This window comes from Rhodococcus sp. AB351 (assembly GCF_049538275.1).
Classification (GTDB): domain Bacteria; phylum Actinomycetota; class Actinomycetes; order Mycobacteriales; family Mycobacteriaceae; genus Rhodococcus.
Window position 1 is genome coordinate 563145 of record NZ_JBMVFW010000001.1, and the last position, 11799, is coordinate 574943.

General features: G+C 70.7%; 9 protein-coding genes. 3 read left to right on the forward strand and 6 right to left on the reverse strand.

The features are described 5' to 3' along the window. Positions 1-160: 160 nt before the first annotated feature. Positions 161-1333, forward strand: a complete 1173-nt coding sequence (locus ACPCXD_RS02800) for an acyltransferase family protein (protein WP_088899657.1) — start codon at positions 161-163, stop codon at positions 1331-1333. Here the strand turns inward: ACPCXD_RS02800 and ACPCXD_RS02805 are convergent. The 4 genes from ACPCXD_RS02805 to ACPCXD_RS02820 form a co-directional block, all read right to left on the reverse strand. Next, positions 1222-5508, reverse strand: coding sequence for an alpha-(1->3)-arabinofuranosyltransferase domain-containing protein (locus ACPCXD_RS02805; RefSeq protein WP_423658270.1), 4287 nt, complete (start codon positions 5506-5508; stop codon positions 1222-1224). The two genes, ACPCXD_RS02800 and ACPCXD_RS02805, sit on opposite strands and share 112 nt — an antisense overlap. Continuing rightward, entirely contained in the window at positions 5489-5662 is a 174-nt protein-coding gene (locus ACPCXD_RS02810; protein ID WP_006552672.1) for a DUF2613 domain-containing protein, read from the reverse strand. Before ACPCXD_RS02810 ends, ACPCXD_RS02805 begins: the two co-directional genes overlap by 20 nt. A 140-nt stretch (positions 5663-5802) precedes the next feature. After that, positions 5803-6885: an isochorismate synthase gene (locus ACPCXD_RS02815; protein ID WP_160874098.1), complete on the reverse strand. Its 1083-nt coding sequence runs from the start codon at positions 6883-6885 to the stop codon at positions 5803-5805. Between the two features lie 55 nt (positions 6886-6940). Then, positions 6941-7408, reverse strand: coding sequence for a universal stress protein (locus ACPCXD_RS02820; RefSeq protein ID WP_016695522.1), 468 nt, complete (start codon positions 7406-7408; stop codon positions 6941-6943). A gap of 113 nt (positions 7409-7521) precedes the next feature. Here ACPCXD_RS02820 and ACPCXD_RS02825 point away from each other — a divergent pair, with 113 nt between their 5' ends. Together ACPCXD_RS02825 and ACPCXD_RS02830 are read left to right on the forward strand one after the other, a co-directional pair. Next, positions 7522-8703 (forward strand): glycoside hydrolase family 3 N-terminal domain-containing protein, encoded by a 1182-nt coding sequence (locus ACPCXD_RS02825; protein ID WP_229565866.1) that lies wholly within the window; start codon positions 7522-7524, stop codon positions 8701-8703. Between the two features lie 75 nt (positions 8704-8778). Continuing rightward, positions 8779-9387, forward strand: coding sequence for a TetR/AcrR family transcriptional regulator (locus ACPCXD_RS02830; protein WP_006552668.1), 609 nt, complete (start codon positions 8779-8781; stop codon positions 9385-9387). Positions 9388-9500: 113 nt separating this feature from the next. Here the strand turns inward: ACPCXD_RS02830 and ACPCXD_RS02835 are convergent, their stop codons facing one another. Then, a complete protein-coding gene (locus ACPCXD_RS02835; RefSeq protein ID WP_423658274.1) occupies positions 9501-10358 on the reverse strand; it encodes a MaoC/PaaZ C-terminal domain-containing protein in 858 nt (285 codons plus the stop codon). Beyond that, positions 10359-11705, reverse strand: coding sequence for a 3-oxoacyl-ACP reductase (locus tag ACPCXD_RS02840; protein ID WP_160874094.1), 1347 nt, complete (start codon positions 11703-11705; stop codon positions 10359-10361). Positions 11706-11799 lie beyond the last annotated feature (94 nt).

Consider the following 11799-nt stretch of genomic DNA (forward strand, 5'->3'; position numbering starts at 1 on the left):
CACCACGTGAGCTCAGACACTAACAGCCCGGTATGGCAATATGCGCGCCCGCTCACCGCTGGGACGGATCCGTAGTCGATCTTCGTCGTTGCCGGGATCGTCCCGTTCCGGATGATCCTGCTCTGTCCGCCGCTACCGCGACACGGCACACTGGTGCCCGATGACCACCACCACCGACCGGAACCGCAGCATGAGCGGATTCCTTCCGGCACTCGAAGGGATGCGCGGCTTCGCCGCGGTGGGCGTGTTGATCACCCACGTCGCGTTCCAGACCGGCGCAGTGCACGACCCGCTGATCGGCCGGGTGTGGGCGCGGTTCGACCTCGCCGTCGCCCTGTTCTTCGCCCTGTCCGGTTTCCTGCTGTGGCGTCCGCACGCCGCCGCGGCCCGCGCGCTGGGGCCGTCCCCCTCGACGACCCGCTACTTCCTCTCCCGCGCGACCCGCATCCTCCCCGCCTACTGGACCGTCGTGATCCTGGTGCTGTGGTTGCTGCCCGGCGCGGGCGGCGGCGCGACGGTGTGGTGGTCGAATCTCGCGCTCGTGCAAGTGTTCGTCCCACTGACCCTCACCGAGGGGCTCACCCAGATGTGGAGCCTGTCGGTGGAGGTGGCCTTCTATCTCGTGCTGCCGCTGCTCGCCCTGGCGGCGAGCGGGCTGCGCGGGGACGCCGCCCGCTACCGCGTCCCGCTGCTGCTCGCCGTGAGCGGACTGTCGCTGCTGTGGGCGTGGGTTCCGGTCGGCACCCCCGACCACATCAACCACACCAACTGGCTGCCCGGCTACCTGCCCTGGTTCGCGGCGGGCATGATCCTCGCCGAACTCGTCACCGGACCCGAGACGTGGATGCACCGGCTCGCGGCGCGACGCACGGTGATGGGAGCGATCGCCGTCGCCGCCTTCGCGGCCGCGGCCACCCCGCTGGCCGGACCGGAGACGCTCACCGATCTCGCACCCACCGAATACCTCGCCAAGATCGCCCTGGGCGCGATCATGAGCTTCGCGCTGCTCGCCCCGCTGACGCTCGCGCCGCGCCGGCAGCACCGTGTCCTCGCGAGCCCGGCCGCGCTGGCCGTCGGACGGTGGTCGTACGGCGTGTTCATCTGGCACCTCGCGGTGCTGTCGATCGTCTTCCCCGTCTTCGGGATCCCGGCCTTCGCGGGGCACTTCTGGTTCGTGCTGACGGTGACGGTCGTGCTGAGCCTGGCCGTCGCGTCCGTCAGCTACGCCCTCGTCGAGGAGCCGGCGCGTGCCGCCTTCCACCGCTGGGACAAGGCCCGGCGCGGCACCGCCGCCAGACCCACCGCGACCACGCCGACGAGCGCCGCGAACTGAATCAGGAACGAGTGCCCGACATATCCGTCGGGTGATCGCCACGGCCCGGTGGACAGCAGCGCCATCGCCAGCATCGTCGCGCCGCCCGCGGTGCCCACGAGCACGCGCGACGCCACGACGGGGCCGCGGCGCACCGCGAGCGCACCGATCCCCGCCGCGCCGGCGACCGCGACGGCGGCACCGACCCATCCCGCGAGGAGCGTCGCGGCGACCAGCACACCCGCCAGTGCGAGAACCGACGAACCCCAGGTGCGCGGCATCGGACCCGGATCGTCGACGCGCCGCCGCGGCCACACGGCCGCCGCGAACAACGGGACGAGCAACAGCAACCCGCCAAAGATCCCGAGCCGGTACCAGCGGTCGGTCGCGAACTCGAGGGTCAGCGTCTGCTCCGGACCGGCCGGCACGATCCAGCCCTGCTGCCAGCCGTCCACGACGACCGGCGTCGCCACGGCACCGTCCGGGGTGCGGGCCACCCAGCCGACGTTGGTGCTCTCGGGCACCACCACGAGCCGGTCCTCGTCGCCCGCCGGAACGGTCACTTCGCGCAGGTTCTCCGTCCAACGGCCCTTGTCGAGTTCCGTCGGCTCCGCGACGGGCGCACCGGAACCGGGGACGTCGAGCCGCAGGCCCGAGACGACGAAGGCCGCACCGGGATCGACGTCGATGTCGACCCGGCCCGGGTTCATGCCGACGACGTCGGTGTCGCACAGCGTCGCAGGAACCTCCACGCCCGCCGCGAGATCTGCGACCCGCGCGGTGAGCGATGTGCGATAGGTGCGCCCGTCGATCTCCACGACGGGTCCACGCTCGCAGTCGACGGTCACCGTCTCGTCGTAGACGGATCCCTGTGCTCCGATCGGCCCGTCGTCGCCGAGCACCGACACCTCGGCGAGCCCGGGCGGGCTGAGTTTCGAGAAACCCAGCACGGTGCGGTCGAGGGTGTCGCGCCAACGCACCACGGTGAGTTCGATCCGGTCCGTGACGTGCGGGGTCAGGTCGACGATCGTGTCGTCACCGTCGAGTTCGCGCACCTGCGGTCCGTTGCCGAGATTCACCGCGACCCGCGACGGCGCGACCGGCAGCGCTCCCAGCGCCGCCCTGATGTCCAGCCCCGTGACGCGCTGTTCCTCGGGCAGCTCCAGCGTGAGCGACGGCCGCGGCGCACCCGCTTCGAGCGAGCTCTCCTCCGCGGTCCACGACGTCCGCGGATCACCGTCGGTGAGGGCGAAGGCCGAGCCCTGCAGGTCGACGACGTCGGCGTCACCGCGCGCGACGACCCGATCCGAGCGGTCCACGAGATCTTCGAGCGCCGGCCCGGGACGCGCGCGCAGGAGCAGTTCCGGGCGGACCCAGGTCTCCTGCGGCACGTCCAGGGTGCGGGTGAACATGCCGGGTTCCTCGGCGGAGGTGGCAAGTCCGCGCGCGCAGCGCACGCGGTCGTCGGTGTCGACACAACTGCCGCGACCGGGGAACTCCTGTCCGAGCTGCCATCCGCGCACCGCGGCGTCCTCGGCCGGGCCCGGCACCACGATTCGGCGACGGATGTCGATCGGGCGCGGCTCGTTCCGGTCGGTGAAGTCCTCGACGACCACCTCGGTGAGACCGAACTGGTTGCCGACCGTGCCGCGTTCGGTGTGCACCGATGTGATGCGGATCCATGAGGTGGTGCCCAGCGGCAGCGCGACCGTCTGTTCGCGTCCCGGCTTGTCGACGCGCACCGCCGTGCTGCCCCGGTCGGTGGACACCTCGAGCCACTTGACCGGATCGCCGAGGGCACCGGAACTCGTCGTCAGGTGCAGCAGACCCGCCTCGATCGGTTGGTCGAGGTCGAGCTGCAGCCACTGGCCGACCGCCGATTCGAGACCGTTGCTGTGCCAACCGGTCGTCGGGTCGCCGTCGACCACCGCGGCCGGGCTGCTCGCCACCGACGTGCCGCCGAGCTGGGTGGCATCCGACGCCGCGCTCGACACGCTGACGCGGGCGCCCTCCCACTCGGCCCGGACGAGTTCGGTGTCGGGCACCGGATAGTCGGGGACGGCGTTGTGGGTGCGGCGCGGGTCGTCGGCCGTGCGGATCGTCGACGAATGATGGTCGACCTGTCCGTAGTCCGTCTCGCGGTCCGTCGGGGTGTCGGTGATCGTCACCTCGTCGACGGGCAGACCCGCACGGGCCGCGTCGGCAGCGAGGAGTGTGGGACCGACGAACTCGGGCTGCGCGGTGTTGCGGCGCAGCAGCGCCTCGGGGCCACCCTGCACGACCGGCACGTCGGCGGCCTCCACGACATAGGGGCCGACGGGTGCCGCGGCCGGCTCGGCGACGCGGTAGATCTCCACGGCCGGATAGACCCGTCGCAGGTCGGCGTCGGTGACGAAGTCCTCGGGGTTGTCGAAGACGATGTCGTCACCGAACTCGGCGACCCGCTCGATGCCCGGCGAACCGTCGAGCGCGCGGTGCACGAGTGCCGGTCGCGCGGCGGGGGAGGTGTCGGGATCGAGGTCGTTGCGCACCACCAGGAAGCCGATGCCCTGGCCGCGCAGGGTCGCAGCGAGACCGTCGGACGGGCGGCCGTCGGCGATGTCGCGTTGCACGGCGTCGAGGGCACGGATGGCGCCGGGCGGCACGAGCGGGACGGCGTCGCGCACGGCCCACGGCGTCGACGCGAGTGCCTGCAGCGGTTCGTCGCGGGTGAGCCCCCACATCTGGCTGCCGAACGGCGCGCCGGGAACGATGAGGGCGCGTTCGCCGCGCTCGCTCGTGTTGTCCTCGAGCCAGGCCGCCGCGGCGTGCCAGTGATCGGGGACCTCGTCGTAGGCGCCGCGCGGAGCGAGCCGTCCGGTCCACGCGAGCGACGTCGCGAGCGTCATCGCAACGAGGATCAGTGTCGTCACCGCGACCATCGGATTGCGTTCGGGATGCGCGAAGGCGTTCCGGGCACGCGTCCACGGCACCGATCCGGGCAGGGGCACGGCACGCAGCAGGTGCGCGATCCCGAGCACGATCGGCAGTCGCACGAGCGGTTCGAGCTTGTGGACGTTGCGCAGCGGCGCACCGGCGGTGTCGAGGAACAACCGGACCTGCTCGGCGAACGGCGAGTCCAGCTGGCCGACGTAACCGACGCCCATGCCGACGAGACCCACCACGAGGATCAGGGTGAAGCGACCGCGCGCGGGCATCGACCGCATCGCGAGACCGGCGAGGCCGGCCGCCGCCAGGGCGCCGGTGACGAGGACGGCGGCGGGCTGCGTGACGAGCACGGCGCCCGCGATGCGTTCGGGGGAGACGAAGGGCGTCCAGCTGCTGGTGCCGCGCAGCACCTCGGCGAGCGACGTCCATTCGGTGGTGACACCGGACGATTCGATGAAGTCGAGGAAGGGCGGACTGACGCGCCCGAGCAGCAGCAGCGGCACCATCCACCAGGTCACCGCGACGACGCACAGCGGCAGCCACCACAGCGTGAAACGCCACCAGCGCCGGTTCGGGCGGTGCGCGGCCCACCACAGGGCCGCGACGAGACAGGCCGCGGCGGTCGCGACCGCGTTGATCGCGCCCATGAGCGCCACCGCCACGGCGGACTGCGCGGCGAGCCGGCGGGCCGAGCCGGGATTCTGCGTGTTCAGATACCGCACCAGCGGCAGCAGCACCCACGGCGCCAGCATCATCGGATGTGCTTCCGACGAGATGGAACCGAGCGTCGTGAGGACGCGCGGGGACAGCACGAACACCGTCGCCGCGATCAGGCGGGAGCTACGGCTCCCGATACCGAGGGCTTCGGCGAGGCGGACGAGGCCCCAGAATCCGGCGACGAGCAGCAGCACCCACCACACCCGCTGGGTGATCCACGGGGGGATGTGCAGCAGTTGTCCCGCGGCGAAGAACGAGCCGTGCGGGAAGAAGTAGCCGTACGCCTGGTTCTGCACCTGCCCGAGCGGCGCCACACTGCTCCACTGGTGAGCGGCGCGCGTGAGGAAGCCGATCGGGTTCTGCGTCAGGTCGTACTTGGTGTCGGCGACGACCAGGCCCGGAACCTGGGCGAAAGACAGGACCACCGCCACCGCGGTGACTGCGTACAGCCACCGGCGGGACAGCGGTTCGGCGGACGGGAGCTCCGTCTCGCCTCGGTACGTGCGTGAACTCGAAGCGTTGCCGGCGCCGTCAGCGGCTGCCGTACTCAACCTGGTTCAGGAGGGACGAATCGGCGTTGCCACTGCGATCGATCTGAGGGCGCGAATTCTCCTGCACAGCGGCCGTCACTCCGAAGACCGCCACGGCGCCGAGTACGGCACCGACGACCACGCTACCCAGGCCCGGTCCCAGGAACTTCCCCATTCCGTCTCCCCATCTCCAGTGACGCAGGCAGTCATCGCCGGCCGCCACGCTGTCTATCGGTCCGCGCCAAACTATCACCCCGGCAGGCGTCGGCGGACGGTGCGAGCCTCCGAGTCGATCTTCACCGTCGCGGCGGTGCGCTACACGCCCAGCGCGCCGAGCAGCGTGCGCAGTTTCGCGGTGGTCTCGTCGAGCTCGGCGACGGGATCGGAATCGGCCACGATGCCACCTCCGGCCCAGGCCACGGCGCGTCGGCCGTCGGAACTGAGCTCCGCGCACCGGATGGCGACGAACCAGTCGCCGTCGCCCTGTTCGTCGCACCAGCCCACCGCGCCGCCGTAGAAGCGCCGGTCGCCCTCGACCCGGGCGATCGCGTCCAGCGCGGCCTCCGTGGGGGTGCCCGCCACGGCCGGGGTGGGATGCAGGACGTGGGCGAGGGTGAGCGCGTCGGTGCCGGCGTCGCGGAGGGTGCCGGTGATCGGCGTGGCGAGATGCCAGACGTCGGGTGTCGCGGTGAGCTCGGGCTTGTCGGGGATGTCGAGGTCGCTGCACAGCGGGGCCAACCGCGTGCGGATCCAGTCGACGACGTAACCGTGCTCGGTGAGGTTCTTGTCCGAGGTCAGCAGGTCCTCACCGGCGCGGCGGTCCTCGTCCGGATCGGCCCGGCGGGCGGCGGTCCCGGCGAGGGGACGGCACGTGACGGTGTCGCCGCGCCGGCTCACGAGCAGTTCGGGGGTCGCGCCGACCAGCGTGTGCCCCCAATAGCGTTCGCCCGCCGCGCTCAGGTCCAGCGCGTACGTCGCCGCGTCGGGATGGCGTTCGATCATGCGGGCTGCGAGAGCGAGCGGGTCGAGGGGTTCGTCGGCCTCGAGCGCGACCCGCCGGGCGGCGACGACCTTCTCCATCTCCCCGAGGGACAGCTGCTCCACGAGCCGGCGCACCCGCTCGACGTGCACGCGGGGCAGCGGCAGTTCGGCGGAGATCCGCACCGGCGGCAGGTCCGACAGGTCGGACGGGGCCTGCCACGGGCCGTCGGTGATCTCGACGTCGTCGGGCTGCGCGAGGGCCACCGGACGGTGCCGCGAGAACGGCAGTGCACCGACGACGATCGTCGCCTTGCCGCTGCGGAGTGCCTGCGTGGCGGAGTGGACGTCGTCGAAGAACCGGCGGGTGCCGGTGGCGTGCACCGAGCGTTCGGCGCGCGAGAGCAGGAATCCGTCCATGGTGGATCGACAATATCCCTGCCCGCACCCGGCGCCGGTGACCCGGTACGGGGCGTCAGCGCCCCGGCGGCACGATCAGGACCGGCCGGTGACTGTGCCGGAGCACGTGATCGGCCACCGACGACTGCAGCAGCGACCGCAGACCGGTGGTGCCGCGGGTGCCGGTGACGATGATGTCGACGTCCAGCTCGTCGGCGGCCTCGATGATCGCCGACCACACCGCGTTGACGACCTCGACAGTGCGGCCCTCGGCGTGCAGACCTGTCGAGCGGGCCAGCTCGAGGCCCTCGTCGTTGGTGATGCGCGCGTCGGACAGGGCGACGTCCTCGCTGTCCTCGTCGGGCACCCAGTCGGGTTGCATGACCCCGGACAGGCCGGACATGCGGGCGGCCTGCCGGACCATCGGCTCCCAGGCGGTGACGACGACGGCGCGGCACGACTCGAGGAAACGACCCGCATACTGCACGGCACGCTTCGAGTTCTCGGAACCGTCGTAGGCGATGAGGATCAGATCTGCGCCCACCGCGTACCCCCTGGGTCGGATTCGGATGCTCGGGTGCACCTTAACCTGCCGGAGCGTCCCTGGGGGAGGTTCGAGCTGTGGGTCTCCGAGGTTCGTCCGCTACCGTCGGCACCATGCGGATCCGTCACACTGTCGCCGCCGTGCTCGCGGTCGCCCTCACCACCGCGGGATGCGGTTCGTCCGATTCGGGCGGCGACGACCCGGTCGAGGCGACGTCGAGCTCGGCGACCGCCTCGTCCACCACCACCGCGACCGCCACGACCACCGAGGCGACCGCAGCTGCGACGTCGGCGACCTGCGGCGACGATCTGCTCGCCCGGCTGACGCTGCGGCAGAAGCTCGCCCAGTTGCTCAACGTCGGGGTCACGAGCGCCGCAGACGCGCAGGCCATCGTCGAATCCGAGCAGATCGGCGGCATCTTCATCGGCAGCTGGACCGACGCGTCGATGCTCACCGACGGTCTCGTGCCGCAGGTGGCCGCGCAGAGCGCATTGCCGCTCATGGTCACGATCGACGAGGAGGGCGGCCGCGTGTCGCGCGTGGGCGACCTGTTCGGCCCCGATCCGTCCGCGCGGGTGACGGCGCAGACGATGACGGTCGACGAGACCTACCGGATGGCGTTCGAACGTGGACAGGAACTGAAGTCGCTGGGCATCACCGTCGACTTCGCACCGGACGTCGACGTGAGCAGCCAGCCCGACGACTCCGTCATCGGCGACCGTTCGTTCTCCGACGATCCCGAGGTCGTCACGCAGTACGCCGGCGCCTATGCGCGGGGACTGATCGACGCGGGAATCATGCCGGTACTCAAGCACTTTCCGGGCCACGGTTCGGCCTCCGGTGATTCGCACACCGGTGCCGTGACGACCCCGCCGATCGAGCAGCTGCAGCAGAGCGATCTCGTGCCGTACCGCAGCCTGGTCTCGCCCGAGGTGGGCGTCATGCTCGGCCACCTCGACGTTCCGGGCCTGACCGGCGGGCTGCCCGCGAGCATCAGCCCGGCAGCGGTGGATCTGCTCCGCTCGGGTGCCTACGGCGGCCCTGCCTTCGGTGGCGTGATCTTCACCGACGACCTGTCGGGGATGCGCGCGATCACCGACACCTACGGCATCACCGAGGCCGTCGAGGCCGCGATGGTGGCGGGCGTGAACCAGGCACTGTGGCTGACCACCGACGAGGTGCCCGCCGTGCTCGATCATCTCGAGCAGGTCGTCGCGGAGGGCACGCTCTCACCGGAATGGGTCGACGAGTCGGTGCGGACCGTGACACGCGCGAAGGGCGCTCTGGACTGCTGAAATGTCGCAGGTTGCTTCGACCGTAGGCTTCCTACCGTAGAGTAAGAACTTCATTCGAGGAGTCCGGGAGGAGTCATGGCGGGCGGAACCAAGCGACTGCCGCGTGCGGTCCGCGAGCAACAGATGCTGGACGCCGCCGTCGAAGTGTTCTCCGAGCACGGTTTCCACAACACGTCCATGGACGCCATCGCGGCGCGGGCGTCGATCTCGAAGCCGATGCTCTACCTGTACTACGGGTCGAAGGACGAGTTGTTCGCGGCGTGCATCGCCCGCGAGGGGCAGCGGTTCGTGGAGGCGCTCACACCGGCGGGCGACCCCACCCTCGCCCCGCGTGAACAACTGCGGGTCGCGCTCGAGTCGTTCCTCGGCTTCGTCGACGAGCACCGGCCGTCGTGGATGGTCCTCTACCGTCAGGCGCTGTCGCAGCAGGCCTTCGCGCCCCAGGTGCAGGGCAGCCGCGACCGGCTGATCGAACTCACCGCGCATCTGCTCGAATCGAGCACGCGCGATCCGGAACCCGACACGAACTTCACGATCATGGCGGTCGCGCTCGTCGGTGCCGGTGAGGCCGTCGCCGACCGCATCGCCGGCGGTGAGATCGACGTGCAGCAGGCTGCGGATCTGCTCGAGAACCTGGCCTGGCGCGGTCTCGCGGGACGCAAGCGTTCCGACCAGATGCACTGATCCTTCTCGCCGGGAACACCACGGCGACAAAACTATTCGCCCCCAAGGGTTCGGGCGGGGCGGAACGCCCCCATCGCGTCCCGCCCCGCCCGAAGTCTCGGTGGTTCCCCGCCCTACCGCAGCGTGGCGGTCAGGTGCGGGTACTGCTTCTTCGGATGCCGCAGTGCCAGATCCCATCCGTCGGCGACGTGCTGCGCATACAGGCTCAGCGACGACGGCAGCAGCACCGGCTTCCCGAACCGCACCGCGTAGGTCACCTTGCCGGGGATCCGCCCCTCGACCGCCGACAGGGTGGCCGCCGCGCTCCACATGCCGTGGGCGATGGTCTTCGGGAATCCGAAAGCCTTGGCGCCCAAAGTCGAGACGTGGATCGGGTTGCGGTCACCGGAGACCGCCGCGTAGCGGTCGATGACCTTCTGGTCGACCCGCAACGTGGAGGTGGGGACCAGGGGAATCTCCTCCTCCTTCGGCTCCGGCTTGGGCTGACCCGACAGCGACGTGCGCTGCTGGTGCAGGAAGGTCGACGTCTGCCGCCACACCAACTCGCGTCCGACGTTGACCTCGCTGACGAGATCGACCAGCAGCCCCTTGCGGTGTTCGCGCATGTTCTCCGCGTGCACCGCGATGTCGAGCGGCTCGGTGACCGAGATCGGCCGGAACTGCTCGATCACGTTCTCGGCGTGCACCGAACCGACGGCAGCGAACGGGAAGCCCTTCGACACCATCAGTTTCATCACGAGCGGGAACGTGAGGATGAACGGATAGGTCAGCGGCAGGCTGTCGCCGAACCGCAGCCCACACACCTTGGTGTACTCGGCGAGATCGTCGGGATCGACCTTCAGCGACCGCAGGACCAGGACGTCGTCGGGCAGGCTGTCGCCCGACGCGCCCACCACGGGCAGCGTCCCGAGCACGGCCCGGCTGTAGATGTCGAAGGTCGACGGCAGCGAGGACAGTTCGATCCGTGCCATCTACGCCCCCAGCATGGACTGGCCGCACACGCGCACGACCTGCCCGGTCACGGCGCTCGACGCGGGGCTCGCGAACCATGCGACGGTCTCGGCGACGTCGACGGTCTCGCCGCCCTGCTGCAGCGAGCTCATCAGGCGGCCGGCCTCGCGGGTGGCGACCGGGATCGCGGCCGTCATGGCGGTCTCGATGAAGCCCGGAGCGACTGCGTTGACGGTGATCTTCTTGTCGGCGAGCGCCTCGCTGGTCGCCTGGACGAGACCGATGACACCGGCCTTCGAGGCGCCGTAGTTGGTCTGGCCGCGGTTACCGGCGATACCGGCGATCGACGACACGTCGATGACCCGGCCGCCCTCCTTCAGCGCGCCCTTCTCGACGAGCACGTCCGTGATCTTGCGCGGGGCGATCAGGTTCACGGCCATCACGGCGTTCCAGCGATCGGCGTCCATGTTGACGAGCAGCTTGTCGCGGGTGATGCCGGCGTTGTGGACGATGATGTCGGCGCCGCCGTGACGCTCGAGCAGGTGCGCGGCGAGCTTCTCGCCGGCGTCGGGTGCGGTGACGTCGAGCGCGAAGGCGGTGCCGCCGACCTTGTTGGCGGTCTGGGTCAGCGCGTCGCCGGCCGCGGGGACGTCGGCAGCGACGACCGTCGCGCCGTCGCGGGCGAGCACCTCGGCGATCGTCGCGCCGATGCCGCGGGCCGCCCCGGTGACGACCGCGACCTTGCCGGCGAGCGGGCGCTCCCACGACTCGGGGGCGGTGGCGTCGCCCTCACCGATGCGGATCACCTGGGCGTCGACGAAGGCCGACTTCGCCGAGAGCAGGAAGCGCAGCGTCGACTCCACGCCGGACAGGCCGGTCGCGGCCTCCGGCGAGACGTAGACGAGCTGCACGGTGGCACCGCGACGCAGTTCCTTGCCGACGCTGCGCGTGAAGCCCTCGAGGGCGCGCTGGGCGATGCGCTCGTCGACCGACCCGGCCTCCTCGGGCGTGGTGCCGAGGACGACGACGCGGCCGCTCGGGGCGAGATTGCGCAGGGAGGGCTGGAAGAACGTGAAGAGCTGTTCGAGGCCCGCGGGGTCGGTGATGCCGGTAGCGTCGAAGACGAGTGCGCCGAACTTCGTGTCGGACGGCTCGGCGAACGTGTAGTCGCTCAGGAGGTTGCGGATCGGTTCGACCAGGCGGCCGTTGCCGCCGAGCAGAACGGGGCCGGGGAGCGGGGGCTCGCCGGGCTGGTAGCGCCGGAGCTTCTCGGGCTGTGGCAGACCGAACTGCTTGGCGAGGAACGCTCCGGGTGCGGACGAGATGAGCTGGGCGTAGAGCTTGGGTGCGCCCTTGGCTTCGGCCACGATTCCACCTTCTTCGATTCGGTCGTCGGTGCAGTGTTCGACAGCAAGCGTGTTCGACAACAAACTTACCCGTGAGTAAGAATAGTAGCCAGAA

Bases quoted from the DNA above. Each gene is read 5' to 3' on its own strand.
- ACPCXD_RS02800 (WP_088899657.1), top strand. From the start codon at position 161: ATGACCACCACCACCGACCGGAACCGCAGCATGAGCGGATTCCTTCCG.
- ACPCXD_RS02810 (WP_006552672.1), bottom strand. From the start codon at position 5,662: ATGGGGAAGTTCCTGGGACCGGGCCTGGGTAGCGTGGTCGTCGGTGCC.
- ACPCXD_RS02815 (WP_160874098.1), bottom strand. From the start codon at position 6,885: ATGGACGGATTCCTGCTCTCGCGCGCCGAACGCTCGGTGCACGCCACC.
- ACPCXD_RS02825 (WP_229565866.1), top strand. From the start codon at position 7,522: ATGCGGATCCGTCACACTGTCGCCGCCGTGCTCGCGGTCGCCCTCACC.
- ACPCXD_RS02830 (WP_006552668.1), top strand. From the start codon at position 8,779: ATGGCGGGCGGAACCAAGCGACTGCCGCGTGCGGTCCGCGAGCAACAG.
- ACPCXD_RS02835 (WP_423658274.1), bottom strand. From the start codon at position 10,358: ATGGCACGGATCGAACTGTCCTCGCTGCCGTCGACCTTCGACATCTAC.